General features: G+C 59.9%; 13 protein-coding genes. 2 read left to right on the top strand and 11 right to left on the bottom strand.

What is annotated here, in order from left to right; translation table 11 throughout:
* Positions 1-14: 14 nt before the first annotated feature.
* From ACFSR7_RS34730 to ACFSR7_RS34720, 3 genes are all read right to left on the bottom strand, one after another.
* On the bottom strand, positions 15-1,406 hold the full coding sequence (locus tag ACFSR7_RS34730) for a hypothetical protein (RefSeq protein ID WP_378169206.1): 1,392 nt from the start codon (positions 1,404-1,406) through the stop codon (positions 15-17).
* The gene (locus ACFSR7_RS34725; protein ID WP_378169205.1) at positions 1,387-2,781 is read right to left on the bottom strand and encodes an alpha/beta hydrolase; all 1,395 of its coding nucleotides are present in this window, start codon (positions 2,779-2,781) and stop codon (positions 1,387-1,389) included. Before ACFSR7_RS34725 ends, ACFSR7_RS34730 begins: the two co-directional genes overlap by 20 nt.
* Before the next feature lie 246 nt (positions 2,782-3,027).
* Positions 3,028-4,302, bottom strand: coding sequence for an MFS transporter (locus tag ACFSR7_RS34720; protein ID WP_378169204.1), 1,275 nt, complete (start codon positions 4,300-4,302; stop codon positions 3,028-3,030).
* Between the two features lie 179 nt (positions 4,303-4,481).
* Here ACFSR7_RS34720 and ACFSR7_RS34715 point away from each other — a divergent pair, with 179 nt between their 5' ends.
* Complete coding sequence (locus tag ACFSR7_RS34715; RefSeq protein WP_378169203.1) at positions 4,482-5,408, top strand: LacI family DNA-binding transcriptional regulator; 927 nt, start codon at positions 4,482-4,484, stop codon at positions 5,406-5,408.
* A gap of 260 nt (positions 5,409-5,668) precedes the next feature.
* Complete coding sequence (locus ACFSR7_RS34710; RefSeq protein ID WP_378169202.1) at positions 5,669-7,828, top strand: alpha-amylase family glycosyl hydrolase; 2,160 nt, start codon at positions 5,669-5,671, stop codon at positions 7,826-7,828.
* An 86-nt stretch (positions 7,829-7,914) separates the two neighbouring features.
* On the opposite strand, the gene ACFSR7_RS34705 is transcribed toward ACFSR7_RS34710, so the two are convergent.
* From ACFSR7_RS34705 to ACFSR7_RS34670, 8 genes are all read right to left on the bottom strand, one after another.
* Positions 7,915-9,936: an ABC transporter ATP-binding protein gene (locus ACFSR7_RS34705; protein WP_378169201.1), complete on the bottom strand. Its 2,022-nt coding sequence runs from the start codon at positions 9,934-9,936 to the stop codon at positions 7,915-7,917.
* A gap of 16 nt (positions 9,937-9,952) precedes the next feature.
* A complete protein-coding gene (locus ACFSR7_RS34700) occupies positions 9,953-10,480 on the bottom strand; it encodes a TlpA family protein disulfide reductase (RefSeq protein WP_378169200.1) in 528 nt (175 codons plus the stop codon).
* A gap of 16 nt (positions 10,481-10,496) precedes the next feature.
* Positions 10,497-11,006, bottom strand: a complete 510-nt coding sequence (locus ACFSR7_RS34695; RefSeq protein ID WP_378169199.1) for a MauE/DoxX family redox-associated membrane protein — start codon at positions 11,004-11,006, stop codon at positions 10,497-10,499.
* A 328-nt stretch (positions 11,007-11,334) separates the two neighbouring features.
* Entirely contained in the window at positions 11,335-13,371 is a 2,037-nt protein-coding gene (locus ACFSR7_RS34690) for a methyl-accepting chemotaxis protein (RefSeq protein WP_378169198.1), read from the bottom strand.
* Between the two features lie 71 nt (positions 13,372-13,442).
* Complete coding sequence (locus tag ACFSR7_RS34685; protein ID WP_378169197.1) at positions 13,443-15,098, bottom strand: alpha-amylase family glycosyl hydrolase; 1,656 nt, start codon at positions 15,096-15,098, stop codon at positions 13,443-13,445.
* Between the two features lie 44 nt (positions 15,099-15,142).
* Positions 15,143-15,979, bottom strand: coding sequence for a sugar ABC transporter permease (locus ACFSR7_RS34680; protein ID WP_378169196.1), 837 nt, complete (start codon positions 15,977-15,979; stop codon positions 15,143-15,145).
* Complete coding sequence (locus ACFSR7_RS34675) at positions 15,976-17,286, bottom strand: carbohydrate ABC transporter permease (protein WP_378169195.1); 1,311 nt, start codon at positions 17,284-17,286, stop codon at positions 15,976-15,978. Before ACFSR7_RS34675 ends, ACFSR7_RS34680 begins: the two co-directional genes overlap by 4 nt.
* 89 nt (positions 17,287-17,375) lie before the next feature.
* On the bottom strand, positions 17,376-18,716 hold the full coding sequence (locus tag ACFSR7_RS34670; protein WP_378169194.1) for a sugar ABC transporter substrate-binding protein: 1,341 nt from the start codon (positions 18,714-18,716) through the stop codon (positions 17,376-17,378).
* Between the last annotated feature and the right edge of the window lie 417 nt (positions 18,717-19,133).

Below are 19,133 nucleotides of genomic sequence, written 5' to 3'. Positions count from 1 at the left end.
CTTAGCGCTCCTCCTCAGCCCGCCTCGGGCAGCCTCTCGAGCAAATATCCCACAAGCGTGTCGACCGTGCGGTAAGGGCTGTCGGGCACGGATGCCGCAGCGATGTCGGACAGCGCGATGCCGCAGCCGAGCGCTTCCTCGATGCCTTGCTCGACGGATGCAAGCAGCGAGACGAGCCCGAGCGAGTCGAGGTTCCCGTTGCGTCCGTAGAGCGGCGCTGCGGCGCCGAGCTCGACGGGAACGGTGCTGCCCTGGAACCGGTTCAGTTCCTCGCAGCTGTCGAGCACGATCCGCAGGATCGCTTCGCGCCGACCGTCCGAATCGCGCGCGTCGGACCGCTGCCGCTTGGCGAACAGCCCGGCGCCGCGCGCGTCCGCCCAAAGCATCTCGTGCAGCCGATGCTCGCGCTTGGCCAGCGCCTCCAGCGTAACGCCCAGCTGTGCCGTTCGTTCGGCGGCCCCCCGTCCTTGCAGCTGTTTGTGCGCATCCTCCCAATCCGCGACAACGGCGTCGAATGTTGCGGCATGGCCGTCGAACGGCGAGCCGAGCGCCTCCGCCGCTTCCCGCAGCAAATCGCGGAAAAAGTACCGGCTCCACCGCATGTCGAACACGAATGCCGACAATGCGCCAAGCGCCGCCGCTCCGTTGGCCAAGCTGCGGTGCAGCTGTCCGAGCAGGCGTCTGGTTACCGCATAGCCGAAATAATACGTTCGCTCTCCTTCCACGACTTCCCGTTCCGACAAAAATTCGTGGGCATGCGTCGCTACCGCCCGCAGCAGCTGCTCCTCATAGGCCGAAGACTTCGCGTCGTCGGCCGCGGCGATGCCTATGGCGCAGTACGAATGCAGCTCCTCCTTGCGCTTCGCGTTCGCCAGCTCGGGAATCGCCTTGTTGCCCTTCCAGAAGTCGTCGAACGCCTGCAGCGACAGCGGACCGGCATAGCGCGCCGGCACCGGATCGTACACGTGCAGCCGCGTCTCCTCGATGCCGTATACGGCGAGCCAATGATCGACGAGATACTGGCGGGAGCCGGGATCTACGAGCTTCTCGATGTACTTGGGCGACAGATAATCATCGCAATGAGGCAGGTAATAGCTGGTGCCGGTGACCAGGAACAGCTCGCCTTCGCCAATGCGCCGGCGTCCCTCCCGCAGGCCTTCCTCGAGGCTTGGGTATTCCGTCTTGCCCGTCTGACGCCAGATCGCCTCCGCGTAATCCAGCTTGTTGAAATACGTTTTCACGAGCCCCGTGTCCGAGCAAGCCGGCACGCCGTAGAGCCGCGCGGCGGCGAGCAGCCCGAGACCGCTCCGAACGCCCTGCCGCCCCAGCACCTCGCGGACGAGCGGGAGATTGCACGGATAGTAATAGGGAATGTCCATCAACGGATCAAATGGTCGAATCAGCATGGCCCCTCCCTTCCGCCGCTTGGGACGGCGCGTCTTCCCAGCGGGCGACCTCGTAGTGCAGCGAAAGATCGTCGGACGCCCGGAACGTACGGTTCGGCATGACGCCGCCGGCGGGGTCCGTCTCGAACTTGCGGAAGCCCTTCGTGAAACGAAATCGAAAGCCCGTATCCCTCGGCACCCGGAATCGTCCGGCATAGCGATTCCCGCCCCGATGGGCCAGCCGCATACCCATCCCGCCATAGATGGCGGCGGGCGGCGAAGCCTCCGGCGGCACGTCGGCGGTCATCTCGACGACGACGCGATCGGACAGCGCAGGAACGACCGTATAGACGCCGGTCGCCACGAGCCCGCCGGTCGACAGGGTCAATGTCGTCGTGCCCGGGCTCAGCGGTATCAACGTCCCGTCGGGCAGCGCCTTCAGCACCGAAGGGTCGCCGACGCGGTATTTGCCGTTCAGCACGCTGAGCGCGAAGCCGCTGTCGTAACGGAGCACGGCATTAACATGCGTCCGGCATCCGCCCGTCAAGCCGATCTCGGTCCGGCCGCGGAGCTCGAGCGAGGCGGGCGCGCCCGTGCGTCCGAACATGAACAAGAGGGGAATATGCGCCCGATCGCCCCAATCGGTCTCCTGATGCGCGGCATCGGGCTGCTCCAGGAAAGCAAGCTCTTCGCCGTAGCGGAAGCCTTCTCCGATCAGATCGACGGCGACATCGCGCACATGCCTCGGAAGGAACAAGCCTTCCGCATCGCCGATGTCCATCCATACTTTGACGGGATATCTGCCTCGGTACGGCTTGTATAGACACTCTTCGCGCAGCCCCGACGGCGTGCTGTCGTCCAGCTGCGCCTTGACGAAATACGGCGACAGCATCATGAGCTTGCCGAATACGTCGGGATGGCGGAAACCCATATGGTACGTACACAAGCCTCCGGCGGACGAGCCGAGCAAGCCTGTGTTGACCGGGTCCGGCAGCGTGCGGAACCGGGCGTCGATATACGGCTTAACCTCGTTGACGACGAAGTCTTCGTAATCGAGACCCGCGCACCGAACGACGTCCGCTTCCTCGGCCGGCGCCTTGAAGTGATAATATTCGTTGGCCTCCGCCGGCCGGACATGAGCGATGGCGACAATGATGATCCCGTCCATCAGCCCATCTCCGATCAACCGGTCGGCTGCGCGATGGATGCGCCAGGACTCGGTGCCTCGCGCGGCCGGATCGAAGGCGCGCTGTCCCGCGTGCATGTACAGCACCGGATAACGCTTGGCCGCCTCGCCTTCGTAGCCCGGGGGCAAGTATACGAATAGCCTCCTTTCGTTGTCTAAACGGCTGGCGCGAAATCCCTCTACCGTCAGTATCGCAGCTTGAAGCGGCAATTCTCTCCCTCCCGTCTGCTGATCTTCCTGGCTTCTCTACTCCGCTCCTCCTTCCGCATCTTCCGATTCCGCATCAAGCTGCGCCAAAAAACCCCGCTGTCCCGAAGCGATACCGGGAAAACGGGGTTGTTTTTAAAACATGACAACCATGTTTTAAAAAGTCATGGCCCTCAGATTGTGCATGGATGATGCACTTCCAAGTTAATACAAATTGGATAATTTGTAAATATTTATTTTTAAGACATGCTAACGGTAAGCGCGGATCGGCTTGAGCAGCATCGCGGCGACGATGCCCAGCGCGAGCAGTGCCCCCCCGAGAACGACGAGCACGTGTCCCGCGCCCCAGCGGTCGGCAAGCATAGAGACGGCTGCGAGCGACAGCGTGGGGGCTACGCTCGTAATCGCGCCCAGCGTGCCGTAGATTCTCCCCTGCAGCTCGCCGCGAACCTCCGTCTTCAGAATGATCTGGATCATCATCGAGCAAAAGGCGAACAGCAGACCGCCGAGCAGGATCAGCGGCAGCGCAAGCAGCGGCGACGAAACGAAGGATACGGCTGCGTAAAGCGGGCCGAGCGGCAGCAGACCGGCGAACACCAGGCGCCCCCGCCTTCCCAGCCGCCGCCCGAAGCTGAGGATGATCCCCGCTCCAGCCAGATAACCAAGGGGAATGCACATCTCAAGCAGGCCGAATTCTATTGGATTGGCCCGCCATTTGCCGACGGCGATTACCTGCACGAGCATGATGGCGCTCAGAAAAAAAGCGGACAGCAGCGGAGAGAGAAGAACGATCGAGCGAATGAGCTTATCTTGCCGTATATACGCGAGTCCGCCGCGCCAGTCTTCCAGGAACGAAGGCTTATGCTCGGCGGCTGCGCGCTCGACGCGGGGAAATCCCCGGGTCAGCAGCGTGCAGACGGCGGAGAACAGAAAGGCGGCGGCGGTCGTCAAAATGGCGGCGAGTCCGCCGAATGCGGAGACGACGATGCCCGCGACGGCCAGGCCGGATATGCGCGCGGCATTGTCGGCGATATGGATGGCGCTCGCGGCTTGCTGGACGCGCGACGGACCGACGATCGCCGTCGTCGAGGCGTGGAAGGCGGGACTGAGCAGCAAGCTGCAAAACATGGACAGAGAAGCGAGGATGAGCAGCGTCGGAAACGGCGCATGCAGGACAAACAGAGAGACGGCGAGGATCGCCGCAATCGCGCTGCGCGACAGCTCGGAGAACAGCATCAGGCGCCTGCGGTCGAAGCGGTCCGCGATCGTCCCCGCGAACGAGCCGAACAGGAAGCCGACGCTCAGGTAGCAGATCTGAACGGCGGCCATTCGCTGCGCGCTTCCCGTCGTCTGCAGCACCCACAGGCTGATGGCGATGCCGTTGAAGCTGTCGCCGAACACGGACACCGTATAGCCGGTCAACAGCCGCATGAACGAGCCGTTGCGCCATACCGGCAACGCCTCGGCGGCCGCCATCGGTCCCGCCTGCCGGTGGGCGTCGGCGGCTTGAATCGGCGCTTGCATACGCATTTCCCCTTTGCTATGGCTTCGATTCAGAAATAACTTAATCGTTTAAGTTTCTTTAGTATAAGGAGTCAACCTAAAAATGTCAATCCGGGTTTTGCACGTTTGACAGGCTCTCGGGAAGCCCTCTATGATAGATCTATTACTCGAATCGGACCGGAAACGAGGTATTGCCGCCCATGAAAAAACCGACGCTTAAAGACGTCGCCAAGGAAGCCGGCGTCTCCGTCGCAACGGTGAGCTACGTTCTGAACGACGTCGCGCACCAGACGATCCCCGATGAGACCAAGCGTCGCGTCCTCGAGGCGGTCGGCAAGCTGAATTACGTGCAAAATCTCGCCGCCCGCTCGCTGTCCTCCGGCCGGACGCAGCTGCTGGGCGTCCTGCTGGTCGGCGACGAGCGCGATCTCGTCTCCAAGTACATCAGCTACGGCAAGTTCATCGACGAGCTGGAGCGGATGAGTAAACCGAAGGGCTACCATCTCATGACGTCGCAGATCGACCCGGTGAACCCCAACTTCGCCATCATCGCCGAACGCAAGCTGGACGGCGTCTTCCTGATCGACGCACGGGAAGGCTCGTTCTATTCGGTCTCCGAGAAATTCCCCTACGGTTCGCCCCTCGTGCTGGTGGACGGCAACATCGAGGATCCGCTGTTCCGCAGGCTCATGCCCGATTTCGGCCAGCTGTTCGGACTTGTCCGCGAGACACTCGCAGGCGGCCCCTACGCCGTCATCTGCGAGAGCTATCACAACCGGTCTATGACCGAGTCATTGACCGCCGCAGCCGTTGTCCCTCCGGAGCGGATGCTTGCCTTGGACGCCGACGGAGACCTGGACGCCTTTCTGGCGCGCAACGAAGGGCTGCCGCTCGTCGTGTTCAACGAGTTCCTTGCCATGCGGCTGCTCGGCCGCGTCGATCCGTCCGCCATGATCGTCGTCTGCGCCTCCGAAGCGCCCGGTTATCTGCCGGAAGGTATCCGCCTTCTTGTCCTCGAGGAATCCAAGGCCTCGGTCGCCTACGCGACGATGGAACAGCTGCTTCACCGGCCTTACGAGCCCGAGGAACAGGTCCGCAAATTCCGCTTCAGAACGTTTACGTCATAGCGCCGTTATTTTTTGATTGACAAAATGACCAACATTTTCTTATTATTAGGTCGCCAATCATAATTTGAGGGCACTGCTTTTAAACCTGACGGTTTAAAACAACCCCGGTAACTCCTCTCGGAGCTGCCGGGGTTTTTGCCGTTGCAAAAAAGGAGGTGGCGCGGTACGGTTCGCGACAGAACGCGGACGGGAACATTCGTAACGTTGTAACCGCTTTAGGCATGTCCAAAGCATTTATACGAGGAAAGGTGGATTTTCTCATGTACGCATGGTTTAAAAAGAGCCTGACCGCCGCAGCCATCGCCTCGCTGCTCGTCGCGGGACTCGCTGCGCCGGGCGCCCCGATCGGCACGGCTTCGGCCGCGGCGGATACCGCCGTATCCAACAAGCAGAATTTCAGCACGGACGTCATCTATCAAATCTTCACCGACCGTTTCAATGACGGCAATACGTCCAACAACCCTTCGGGCTCGACCTTCAGCTCCGGCTGCACGAACAAGCGCGTATATTGCGGCGGAGACTGGCAGGGCATTACCGACAAGATCAACGCCAACTATTTTACCGACATGGGCATCACGGCGCTGTGGATCTCCCAGCCGGTCGAGAATATCTATGCCGCCGTCACCTACACCGGCGTGACCAACGCTTCCTATCACGGCTACTGGGCCCGGGACTTTAAAAAGACGAATCCTTATTACGGCAGCTTCACGGACCTGCAAAACCTGATTAATGCCGCGCATGCCAAAGGCATCAAAATCGTCATCGACTTTGCCCCGAACCATACGTCGCCCGCGATGGAGACCGACACCACGTTCGCCGAGAACGGCAAGCTGTATAACAACGGCACGCTGCTGGGCGGTTACACGAGCGACACCAACGGTTACTTCCACCACAACGGCGGCTCCGACTTCTCCAGCCTCGAGAACGGCATCTACAAGAATCTGTACGACCTGGCCGACATCGAGCAGCAGAACAGCACGCTGGATACGTACTTCAAAGACGCGATCAAGGTATGGCTCGACCTCGGCGTGGACGGCATTCGCGTCGATGCGGTCAAGCATATGTCCATGGGCTGGCAAAAAAACTGGCTCTCCTCCATCTACGGCTACCAGCCCGTATTCGTCTTCGGCGAGTGGTTCCTCGGATCGGCCGCGGCGGACGCGGACAACACCAAGTTCGCCAACGAATCCGGCATGAGCCTGCTCGATTTCCGGTTCAACGCGAAGGTGCGCAACGTCTTCCGCGACAACACGGATACGATGTACGGCCTGGATTCCATGCTCTCGGCGACGGCGACCGACTACGCCCAAGTCTCGGATCAGGTCACCTTTATCGACAACCACGACATGGAACGCTTCAAGAGCAGCGCCGTCACCAACCGCCGGCTCGAGCAGGCGCTCGCCTTCACGCTGACGTCCCGCGGCGTCCCCGCCATCTACTACGGCACGGAGCAATACATGACGGGCGGCACCGATCCGGACAATCGCGCGATGATGTCCTCCTTCTCGACGTCCACGACGGCCTTTAACGTCATTAAGGCGCTGGCGCCGCTTCGCAAGTCCAACCCGGCGATCGCCTACGGTACGACGCAGCAGCGCTGGATTAACAACGACGTGTATGTGTACGAGCGCAAGTTCGGCAGCAGCGTAGCGGTCGTCGCCATCAACCGCAGCGCCAGCGCTTCCGCCTCGATCGCAGGGCTGATTACGTCGCTCCCTGCCGGCACTTATAGCGACGCGCTCGGCGGCCTGCTCGGCGGCGGCAGCATTACGGCCGGCAGCGGCGGCGCCGTGAGCACCTTCACGCTGGCAGCCGGCGGCGTGGCGGTCTGGCAGTCGACGCCGGCCACGACGACGCCCGCCATCGGCCATGTCGGCCCTGTCATGGGCAAGGCGGGCAACACCGTCACGATCGACGGCCGCGGCTTCGGCACGTCCAAGGGAACCGTCTACTTCGGCACCAACGCAGTGACGGGCACGAGCATCGTGTCTTGGGAAGACACCGAGATCAAGGCGATCGTTCCGGCCGTGGCGGCCGGCAAGTACACCGTCAAAGTGCGCAGCTCCGGCGCAGTCGACAGCAACGCCTACAACGGCTTCAACATTTTGAGCGGCGACCAGGTCTCGATCCGCTTCATCGTGCAGAACGCGACGACCTCGCTCGGCGAGAACGTCTACCTGACCGGCAGCGTATCCGAGCTCGGCAACTGGACGCCCGCTTCGGCGGTCGGCCCAATCTTCAATCAGATCATCGCCGCATATCCGAATTGGTACTACGACGTCAGCGTGCCTGCGAACACGCCGCTGCAGTTCAAGTTTTTCAAGAAAAACGGCGCGACGGTCACGTGGGAAGGCGGCTCGAACCACACGTTCACGACGCCTTCCAGCGGCACGGCGACCGTGACGGTGAGCTGGCAGTAGCAGGGTAGCCTGCACAGAACGGACAAGAAAGAGGAGAAGCGGAATCATCCGTTTCTCCTCTTCTGTTTGCTATTTAATTTGCAATCTTAAATTTGACGGGAAGGCGCAAGAGGCGCGGACTCGTTCTTGTTTAAATACCATTTGGCTTGCGTCGCGTACATCCGCGCATACTCGCCGCTGTCGATCATTAATTCGTCGTGCGTCCCCTTCTCGACAAGCCGGCCGTCCCGCAGCACAAGAATCAGGTCGGCGAAGCGACAGCTGCCCAGCCTGTGGGATACCATGAACGTCGTCTTGCCGGCCGTCAGCCGTGCGAACCGCTCGAACAGCTGCGCCTCGGCGATCGGATCCATCGCGGAGGTCGGCTCGTCCAGCACGATATAATCCGCATCCTTAAAGAACGCGCGGCTGAGCGCGATTTTCTGCCATTGACCGTAAGACAGCTCGCGGCCGTCCTGAAACATCGCGCCGAGCGGCGTCGCGAAGCCCTGCGGCAGCCGGGCGATGAACTCGCTGGCACCCGCCCGGTCCGCGGCGGTCTCCGCACGCGCCAAGTCTTCCAACCTCCGTGGATCGCCCAGCCCGATACTCTGCTGCACGGGGAACTGAAAGCGCACGAAGTCCTGGAATACCGCCCCGAACTTGCCGTACCGCTCCCGGCCTGCGCCGATTCGCTCCCCGCCGATGGAGACGGCGCCCTCCTGCGGCTCGTACAAGCCCATGATGCACTTGACCAGCGTACTCTTGCCCGCGCCGTTGCCGCCGACGATCGCGATCGTCCGGCCTGCGGGCGCGTCGAAGCTGATATCGCGTAGTATAGGCTCGGGCTGCCCCGGGTAGGCGAAGGTCAAGCCCCGCACGGATATCCCTGCCGAGGCTCGCCCGGTGCGGGAACGGCCGGGAGCCCGACCGCTCCCGGAGTGATCGCTCCGCTCCGCTAAGAGCAGCTCCACTCCCCCCTGTTCGGCCTCGCTCCGCTTTTCTTTGCGAGACTCCGTCTTGTGACGATTCGCTTCACTCCCGCCCACCTCGCCCTTCTCCGGCTTGCAGCGTCCCGTATCACTCTCGCCCGCCTCGCGCTGGTTCGTGCCGCTCTCCTCCGGCAGCTCCAGAAACGCCAGCCACTCGTTCATGAACAGCATCTCCTCATGAATGCGGGACAGGTTGACGACCGCAATAATGAGCTGGTGCCTCGTCGTGGCGAGCGCCTGGGTCAGCGCCGCAAAGTGACCTAGCGTCAGCGATCCGCGCACGGTCAGGAACAGCAAATAGAACGCCGTCCCCGTCGTTGCGGCCATCGAGAACGTTTCGGTCCAAAACTGCTTGAGCAGCGACCCTTTTTCCAGCGCGATCTGCTCTCCCGCATTGATCCAGTACAGCGCCCTCCACTGCTCCTTCATGTAGCCGAACAGATTGAATACCCGCATCTCCTTGGCCGACTCGCGGCCCTTGAGCAGCTCGGCAAAATATTCGGCCTTGCGGCTGGCCGGCGTCTGATGAACGATCTGGCGGTACTTCTGCTGACCGATCCGGATGTTCACCAGAAATATCGGAATCACGAGCAGCAGCATGCCAAACGCCAGCGAATAATGAAGGCTCGCCAGTATGGCCAGAAAACCGGCGATCGTAAACACGCTTTGCAGCAGTTGGAAGCCGTGCTCCAGAATCGAGACGCCGCGGTACTCCACGCCTTTGGACACCCGCTGCAGCTTGTCGTAATAGCTCGACTGGTCAAAATAAACGAGCGGAAGCTTTGCGCACTTCTCGATGACGGAGCGGTTCAGCTCGAAGTTCGCCTTCTGCTTGGTCGCGGCCAAGATATAGGCCCCCCCGAAGCGGATCCCATGCTCCAGCGCGTAGGTCGCTCCCTGCAGCCCCAGCAGCAGGCCGGCCCGGCTCCAGCCGCCCGGCTCCTGCCGTGCGGCGGAAGCGACAGCGTCGATGAGCGCCTGCGTCCAGTACAACTGCAGCGAAGGGACGGCCGCCTGCAGCAAATGCACGGCGACGGACGCCGCGAACAGGCGCGGAGACAGCCGCCAGAGTAGCGGCAGCACGCGGGTCAAAAAAGTTTTGAGCATCGGCGATGGCAGCGGCGTCTCTGCGTTCATTATCGTCCGCACCGCGTCATGCCGATCTGCGCATCGCTTTTTTACCTATCGCGATCAGATGCTCCAGATGGGCGGATTCATGAAAAACGCCTTTGGACAGCACCGTGCCGTCCCCGGCCAAATAATACGCGAACGGCACGCCAGGCACCTCGTACGATTCCAGATCGTCCACGAACGTCGTCACAAGCGTGCTCGCGTGCGCCTGCACGATCCGCGCGCCCTCTTCTTCCGAAGCGAGCATATACAGTTCGAAGCGATGCCTCGGATAACGTTTGCGGAACTGCTCGACAACCGGATATGCCTGCTTGCAAGCGTGGCAATCGGCAGCCGTGAAGATGGCGAAGATCCCTGCAGGCGGCTGCTCGCCGCCTGCGATTCCTGCTGCGCGGGAAACGAGCGGAAACGGCGCGCCGACCGGCAGCCCGCGATCGGATGCGGGCAGCGAGATGCGGTACAAGCGCTTCATCATGGCAAGGACGGCGTATGCCAGCAGCGCTACTACGCCCCAGAGCGTCCAGTATGAAAAGAAGAAAAAGTCGGACAATATCGTCCCTCCCCGTCTACAGAGTCAAGCCCGATTTACGGTGTCTGGCGATCGACGAGAGCAGCGTATACGCCGCCAGAAGGCCTGCGGATGCCAATGCCAGGCACGCCAGGTCCAAAGCCGCGAGGGCGAGCAGGCTCCGACCGTCCGCTTCCAGCAGCGCATAGACGGCGAGCGCAGCGCAAACAGCGATACGACCGTACGTCCCGGCGCCGAGCTCCTCCTGCAGGACGCTGCCGAAACAGCCGCAGTCGATATGACGGCCTCTAGCCAGCCACGCCGCACCGCCGAATGCGGCGAGCAGCGCCAGCAGCAGAAAGGCGCCGAAAGGGCGCGTGACCGCAGGCAGCAGCAGCGCCGCTCCGGCGAATTCTAGCGCCGGCACCGCGACGGCAGCGGTTGCGGCTATCGCCCCGGTCAGGCCCAGTTCTCCGAGTGTAGCACGGAACGCCCGCTGGTCCGTTGCCTTGGCCGCCGCCGATAATCCGAAAATGGAGCAAAGCAATACGATGGCGAATTCGGGCATATCACGATTCCCCTTTCTCTCCATCAAGTTTGTTCGCGCTGTCCTATGCTCGAAGGAACGACAAAGGGATAGGGTCTCCCCTATCCCCTCGTTCTGCTAGGACGAGCAGCAGCCGGCGTACACGTCGCTTCCGTCGGAATAATGATACCAGAGCACCTTGGTTCCGTTGCTGCACTTCTTCGTGTAATCGCACCAGCTGTACAAATAAGACATTAAGACTCCTCCTCCCGGAATATGGCGGACCGCCGGCCCGTGCTCCCTTAAGCGACATGACAGCGGTCTTATTTAATAAATTACCATATAAGTATTATAATGTAAATATAAAAACTTAATCGATTAAGTCTTTTTTTTGGCCGAATACTTCTAGCTGCGCAATCAGCTGTTCGGACAGCGACTCCAGCTCGTCCGAGAGCGATACGAGGCTGGCGCTGACGCCCAGTTGGCCGGAGGTCATCCTCGCGACCGCTTCGGACGAGGCGGCGGATTGCTCCGAGACGGCGCTCACCGTACCGATCGCCTCCACAAGCGCCCGCTGCGAACCGTCCAGCTCGACGATGGACGCCGACGATCGGGCGAGCTCATCAGCAAAACCGTCCATCTCCCTTTTGACGCCGCCGAAAATAACGGCAGCTTCCTTGACGGCTGTTCCTTGCTCCTGCAGCACCGGGGACACCCCGCTCAGCTCGGAGACCGTCGCGTCGATCTCCTGGCGGATATCGCGGATAATCCGGGAGACGACCGCGATCGAGTCCTTGGATTCGGCCGCCAAGCGGCGGATCTCGTCTGCCACGACGGCAAAGCTTCTGCCGTAGGCGCCCGCGCGCGAAGCTTCGATCGAGGCATTCAGCGACAGGATATTCGTCTGCTGCGACATTTCGTTAATCACGTTAAGCACGGTCTGAATCGAGCCCGCGCCTTCCTTAAGCTTGCCGACGCGCACCGCCAACGAGCCGGACAACCGCTCGGTTTCCTCGGTCTTCCCGATGAGCTCTGCCATATAGGCAGTACCGCGTCCGCTGATCTGCTGCACGCGTCCGGCCGAACACCCCAGCCGCGTATTCGTATCGGTCGCGATCCGAAGCTTGGCGCCGATCGTCTCGGTCTGCCGAATGCCGCGCTCGGCCTCCGTCGCCAGACTGGACGCGCCGAGCGCGATCTGCTCGGTCACAGATGCGATATCCCCCGCCGTCGCAGCCGTCTCCTGCGAGACCGCCTTCAGCGCCTTGGCGGATCTTACGAGGCTCAGCGCCGACTCGTTCGTGCGGCCGACGAGCGCCCCAATCTGCTCCATCATCCGGTTGAAATTGCTTGAGAGTCGTCCGATCTCGTTGCCGCGCCCGTAGTCCATGCGAACCGAAAGGTCGCCCTTTTCTCCGCGCTCCATCAGCGCGCACAAGCGCTCCAGCGGGTTGCCCACCAGACGTATCAGAAGGTAGCCGATGGCAATCGCGGCGACGGCCGCGGCGGCAATCATCCATACGGTCAAGCTGAGGATCGTCTTGGAGTCGCGCTCAAGCTCGCCGAGCGGCACTGAGCCGATCAGCTCCCAAGATGCCAGCGTGGACGGTTCGCCGAGTACCAGACGATCGCCGCCCCATGCGGGAGGCACCTGCTCAATAAGTGAGGTGTCGGCGGCGTAAACGACCTTGCCGTCGTCCGCCATGACCCGCATCTCGCCGGTCTCGCCGATCTTGAAATTGGCAAAGGCGTCGTCCAGCAGCTTGCTTTTCAGCTCGATCAGCAGGATGAACTCGGCGTCCGGACGCTGCAGGTTTTTCATCAGCCTGCCTAACGTAATTGACGGCTCCGGGGAGTAATCGAACAAGCCCTTGCTCATCGTAGGCACGTACACGATCTCACCTTTGGCTTCCGCCATCTTCTTCAGCCATGACCTGCTGCCGTCGGAGATCTGGAGCGCGCTCGCGCCTGTCGAGGACAGCGCCCCCGTATTTTCCAGCGTCTTCGGCACGATGCGTATCGACATCATGTTGGGTTCGGCTGATAGCATGCTGTTGAAGCGGTCGACGATGCGATCCTGCGCAGCCTGCTTCTCCGCGAGGGGCGCATCCGTCCTAGAAAAGACGACGAGGTCCTGACGCAGCGAAGTATCGACCATGAACTGGCGGCTGAGTCCGCCGTACATCGACAGCAGGAAGTCCAGCTTGTCCCTCGACTGCTGCAGCGTCTGCTGGGACGAGAGAGACATTTTGTCGCGGATAATGCTTTTCGCCAGCTGATAAGAACTGAGACCGAGCGCCGTTACGATGACGACGATGCTGGCGAACACAATGACCAGCATCTGGACCCCCAGCGACTTGCGCTTTACTCTCCATGCTTGTCCGAACGAACGAGTGGCGGCAGACATGCCTAGGTCTCCTTTTTCAATAAAATAGGTGTACAAAAGGCCGCTTCCTTGCGGAATGCGGCCTTCGTCTGTCATTGCAGGATCGCGGTGCCGTAGGGCGGCAGCCGCAGCTTGCCGCCCGTGAGCGCGGTCGAGCCGCTGTCCGTGGCAAAGCGTATGCCGCTGGCGGGGACGGCGCCTCCGGCGTTCAAATCGACGATGCGCTCTTCGCCCGTCAGATTGTGTACCACGAGCAATGCCGCTGACGAACTCGCCCGTACGAAGGCAAGTATGCCGTCCTCTTCGACCTCGAACGGCGCGAAGCCGCCGTCTCCGAGCGTCGGCTCCTGGTTGCGCCAGCCGATCAGCAGCTTATAGCGGCCGAGCAGCGAGTCCGGATCGGCAAGCTGCTCCTCCGCGGACGGCGTGTCCGCATTGTCGGTAGCGGGCTCCCACGACGTCTGTCCGCCGGAGCTGCGGTCCTTCACCCAGATCATCGGCTCCCGGATGCGTTCGTCCGGCTTGGCGCCTTTCATCCCGATCTCTTCGCCGTAATACAGGAATGGATTGCCTGGCAACGTCAACAAGAGCGCCGCAGCCAGCTTGGCCCGCTCGACATCGCCGCCCAACTCGCTCATGACGCGGTTCTGGTCGTGATTGCCCAGGAACGGCGCGTCTACGAACCGGCCCCCGGATACTTTGCTATAGTAGGCAAGCTGTCGCGCCAACACCGAGGCGAACGAGGAAGCGTCGCCCGTTTTCACCGCATCGAGCACGAGCTTCGCCGCCTCGAAGTTCAGCGCCGAATCCAACGCCCAGTCCAGAAAAGGGCCGACGACCGCCGTCGCGTCCCATACTTCGCCGACAAGGTAGGGCTGGCGGCCGTTCTCCGAGACGCCTTGACGGAATTGCTGCCACCAGGCGACGTTCATCCGGGAGGTCGCGGGATCAGCGGACGACGACTGAAAGTCTTCGTAGATATGCTTGGCCGCGTCCAGACGATAGCCGTCCAGACCCAGGCCGAGCCAGTACTGTCCGACTCGGGTCAGTTCCGCGCGTACATCCGGATTGTCCAGGTTCAGATCCGGCATCCCGTCCGAGAATACGCCGAGATAAGAGCCGCCGGACGGCCCCGGATGCCAGACGGTCTGTCCCCACGGGCCGAGTGCGGATGCGTCCGCTCCGTCCGCGGTCCACTTGTACCAATTCCGCTTGACGCTCCCTTTGCCCCCGGCTGAATCGGCGAACCACGGATGTCGGCTGCTCGTATGGTTCAATACCAGATCCATGATGACCTGAATGTCTCGGTCGTGCGCCTTCGCGAGCAGTCCTTTCAAGTCGTCGACCGTCCCGTAATCGGGATCGATGGCATAATAATCTGTCACGTCATAACCGTGGTACGAGGGAGACGGGGTGACCGGCATCAGCCAGATCCCCTTGATTCCGAGCTGCTGCAAATAATCCAGCTTGTCCGTCACGCCTTGCAGGTCGCCGATCCCGTCGCCGTCGGAATCGCTGAACGAGCGCACGAATATTTCATAAAATACGCCCCGGCTTCGGCCCATCGCCGGTATGTTCGCCTCGCCGAGCGTGATCGTCCCCGCGCCCGATGCAGAGGCGGAAGGCGGAGCTGACACCGAGGCTGAGGCTGAAGCAGACACCGTTGCGGAAGCGGACGAGCCCGCGGTCGGCGCATCGGCCCCGTCGCAGCCCGCAAGCCAAACGGTCCCCGCTATACCTGCGAACATGCCCAACGCCAGCGGACGATGCCGCCGCGAACTCCGCCAAGACCTCATCCTTTGTCCGCGCCGGACGTTAGGCCTTCTACCAGAAGCCGCTGGAAGATAATGAAGATGACGACGACCGGGATCGAGACGAGCACGGAACCTGCCGCGAACACGGTGAACTCCGTCGAGGTCTGCGTATTGACCATGTTGAACAAGCCGACGGCCAACGTCTGCTTGGCCTCCGTGCGGAGCACCGTCTGCGCGAAGATGAACTCGCTGAACGTGCCGGCGAACGAAGTGACCGCCATGTAGACGACAAGCGGACGGGACAGCGGCAGCAAGATCCGGACGAACACGCCCCAATTGCTCGCGCCGTCGATGATGGCGGCTTCCTCGAGGCTTTTCGGAATCGTATCGAAGTACCCCTTCACGAGCAGGTAGCCGACCGCCGCGCCGGCAGAAGACACCATAATTAGCGCCGTGTGGGTATTAAGCAGCTTCATGTTCAGCAGCAGCACGTATACCGCCGTCAAGCTGAGAAACGACGGGAACAGACCGATGATGAACAGGCCGCTCATAATCGACTTGCGTGATTTGAAACGGAACCTTGAGAAGGCGTAGCCCGTCAACAGCTGGAAGAATACGCTGAGCACCATCGTCGTGAGCGAGATTTTAAGGGAGTTCGCGTACCAGCGCCCGAACTGGAACTTCTCGAACAACTCCTTGTAATGAATGACCGTCCACTTCTCGGGAATGAGCGTCTCGCTGAACAGCGAGGTGCCTGCGCGGAACGAGGACAAGACGATCCATAGCGCCGGGTAAATCGTAAAGACGGCAATCAAGATCAACAGCACGTAGCTGACCGTCAGCCAGGCACTTTTTCTAAAACGATATCCGCTCATCGCAACAAATCATCCTCCCTGAACGAGCGTGTGCGCCTGAAACTGAACAGCGCGAAAATCGCGATGATGATAAACAAGAAAATGCTGATGACCGCCGCGAAGTTGTACCTGCCGTTCGTAATCGAGAGGCTGTACAGCCAAGTGATCAATATATCGGTATGTCCCGCGAACTGGTACTCGCTGTTCGTCGGGCCGCCTCCGGACAAGAGGAAGATTACGTTGAAATTGTTGATATTGCCCGCGAATTGTCCGATGAGGATCGGCGACAGGGAGAACATGACGCTCGGGAACGTAATTTTCCGAAATTTATAAAGCGCGGAAGCTCCGTCGACTTCAGAGGCTTCGTACAGATCGCGAGGAATTGTCGTCAGGATGCCGATAATAAGGAGCATCGAGAGCGGGAAGCCAAGCCACAGATTGACGATGACAATCGTCGCCTTGGCCCAGAACGGATCGGACAGCCACTCCGGTCCGACGATTCCGAACTTGAGCAGCGTCGAGTTGATCGGTCCGAATTGGGCGTTGAACAGATTGCGCATAATCAGCAGCGACAGAAAGGCGGGAATCGCGAACGGGACCATGTAGATGGCGCGAAAAAGCGATTTAAAGCGGATGCCCTTCTGCTGCACGAGCAGCGCGACGGCGAACCCGCCGAAAAAGGTGGTGAAGGTGGAAAGCACCGCCCAGGTCATCGTCCAAGTGAACACGCCGAAAAACGTGTGCGCCCACTGGCTCAGGCTGAACAGCTCCTTGAAAGCGCGGAAACCCTGCCAATCGACCAGCTTGCCTGGCGGCTCGTGCGTATTGTTATAATTCGTAAACGCGATCATGACGGAGAAAATAATCGGCAGCACGCTGAAAAAGAAGACAAAGATCAGCGGAATGGTAATGATCAGATGCGCAAACTTTTTGTCGGGAATAAATCGAAGCGTCTGCTTAATGTTGTTAAGCGTCTTCCCCTCTTCGCGCAGCTTGCCTCCGCGATAGGCGTCGATTACGTTCATAACGAACAAATAGGCAAAAAGCGCGAAAATGAAGAGCATGATCAGCCCTTCAATCATCAAAAAGATCGAATGGTCGCCTTTGATGGGCTTGTAAATTTTGCCGACCAGCACAAGCTTCTGCTGCGTCTCTCCGAGCGTGGTGATTCCCCAGATCGCATGATGCCAATTGGTGACCGTAAAGTAGACCGCAAACGCGTAGAAAGCGATGAAAGCCGATCCCTTTACGAATTGTCGGTTGTAAATTTGGCCCAAGCCCATGAAAACAGCCGAGAGCGCTGCTGCCGTAATCCGATGCTGGCGCAATGTCGGACTCTCCTCTCATTGGACAATCACCCGCAGAAGTTTACGGGTGATTGTCGGTTAATCGAACTTCTTGCCCGTCGGTAAACGGATTACTTCGCTTGCTGGATCAGCGTTTTCATGTCGGAAACGGCCTTGTCGAGCGTCGCCTTCACGTCCGCATTGTTATCCCAGATTTGCGGATAGACGGCTCCCATCGCAGTCCAGAACGAAGCGGTCTCTGCGATCGAAGGCATCGCCTCCACGTTCTTAAATTGCTCGACGAATGCGGCAACCAGCTCGTTGTCTGCAAGCGCCGGGTCCTGATCCAGCCCGTTGCGGGCGGAAACGACGCCGGACATCTGGTACATCTTGATCGCCGCGTCCTGCGAGGAGACGTAGTGGGCAAACAGCTTGGCCGCGTTCGGATATTGCGAGAATTGGCTGACGAAGTACGCTTGGACGCCGGCGAACGGCTTGGGAGACTTGCCGTTCGGCATCGGAGGCAGCGGTACGGCACCGACGTCGAAACCGAGCTTCTCCTTCGTGAATGAGCCCAGCTGCCAGATGCCGTCCATATCGATGGCGAGCTTGCCCTTCTGGAATAAATCCGTCTTGACGTCCGGCGTCGCGTCGGCGACCTTGAACGGCATGACTTCCTTCATGCTCTGCATGAACTTGAGACCTTCGACCGCACCTTCGTTGTTCAGGCCGATGTCGCTCGGATCCGTGTTGTTGCTGCCGAAAACGTAGCCGCCGTTGCCGCCCATGAATGCGTAGTTGAAGTAGGAGTCGTCCAACTTCCACATGATGCCGAATTTTTTCTCGGCGGGTACGTTATAGGCTTTCGAGAATGTCTTGATCGCGTCCCAGGAAGCGAGATCCTCGGCCTTTGCCAGGTTTTTGTTATAGAAGAGCAGATAGGTTTCGATATTGCGAGGATAGCCGTACAGGATGCCGTCGGTTGCCGTCACCGCATCGACGGCGGTCTTGGCAAAGTTGGCCTGTGTATCTTCGGCGTAGAAGTCGTTAGGAAGAATGACGCCCGCTTGAACTGCGCGGTTCAATTGGTCGTGCGCAAGCATGAACAAATCTGCGCCGACGCCAGCAGGGCCGTCTTTTACGATTTTGTTGAGCGCGTCCGCGGAACCTACTTTTTGGAATTCGACTTTGATGCCGTATTTCGCCTCGAATTCTTTGCCCATTGTCTCCAGGAAATCTTTTTGCTCCTGGGCTGCCCACACGACGAGCTTGGCACCGGCTTCCGGCTCGATATCCGTCGCTTCCGGCGATGCGGATTCGGACGGCGCCGGAGAAGACGCGCTAGAAGATGGCGACGCGGACGATGCCGACGGCGACGCGTTTCCCCCCTCTTTGTTGCCGCTGCAAGCGGCGAGCGATGCGGCCATCAAGGACAGGGCGGATACTAGAACCAAGGATTTGTTTAATTTCACTGCTTTTTCCCCTCTCTTCAGATCGAGTGCAAGCTCGGACACGCTGCGCAAACGTTTGTACTGCTGGGCAAAAAAATGGCGGAACATCGACTTTGAACGATTTAAGAACCGTTTAAGTTGTCCCGCGTTTCCCTGTCGTTCGTTTGGAAGCGCTTTATGTTCCGCACCAATAATATACAACATTTTCCCGGTATGTAAAAACGATTGCGCATGCCAAAAATAGATTTGATTTCCTTGCATACTTCTATTTTCTCATTAATTCTCTTTATTTCTCACTCATTCTAAAATTATATTTCTTTTTGCTTACATTTATAAAAGCAGGTGCGCAGAAATAGTACCGGTTTCCCCAAATGTCTTTTTTCCAGTCCAAGGTACCGTTTACAATACTGAAGCGTTCATGTAACATAGAATTATTCA

The sequence above is a fragment of the Cohnella sp. GCM10020058 genome (genome assembly GCF_042683485.1).
Taxonomy (GTDB): domain Bacteria; phylum Bacillota; class Bacilli; order Paenibacillales; family Paenibacillaceae; genus Cohnella.
The sequence above is the reverse complement of the archived record's forward strand: the minus strand, read 5'-3'. Positions and strand labels throughout refer to the sequence as shown.

What these genes read in the sequence shown, in the direction of transcription:
- ACFSR7_RS34730 (WP_378169206.1), bottom strand. Translation starts at nt 1,406, where the DNA reads ATGCTGATTCGACCATTTGATCCGTTGATGGACATTCCCTATTACTAT.
- ACFSR7_RS34720 (WP_378169204.1), bottom strand. Translation starts at nt 4,302, where the DNA reads ATGCAAGCGCCGATTCAAGCCGCCGACGCCCACCGGCAGGCGGGACCG.
- ACFSR7_RS34715 (WP_378169203.1), top strand. Translation starts at nt 4,482, where the DNA reads ATGAAAAAACCGACGCTTAAAGACGTCGCCAAGGAAGCCGGCGTCTCC.
- ACFSR7_RS34710 (WP_378169202.1), top strand. Translation starts at nt 5,669, where the DNA reads ATGTACGCATGGTTTAAAAAGAGCCTGACCGCCGCAGCCATCGCCTCG.
- ACFSR7_RS34705 (WP_378169201.1), bottom strand. Translation starts at nt 9,936, where the DNA reads ATGAACGCAGAGACGCCGCTGCCATCGCCGATGCTCAAAACTTTTTTG.
- ACFSR7_RS34695 (WP_378169199.1), bottom strand. Translation starts at nt 11,006, where the DNA reads ATGCCCGAATTCGCCATCGTATTGCTTTGCTCCATTTTCGGATTATCG.
- ACFSR7_RS34690 (WP_378169198.1), bottom strand. Translation starts at nt 13,371, where the DNA reads ATGTCTGCCGCCACTCGTTCGTTCGGACAAGCATGGAGAGTAAAGCGC.
- ACFSR7_RS34685 (WP_378169197.1), bottom strand. Translation starts at nt 15,098, where the DNA reads ATGTTCGCAGGTATAGCGGGGACCGTTTGGCTTGCGGGCTGCGACGGG.
- ACFSR7_RS34680 (WP_378169196.1), bottom strand. Translation starts at nt 15,979, where the DNA reads ATGAGCGGATATCGTTTTAGAAAAAGTGCCTGGCTGACGGTCAGCTAC.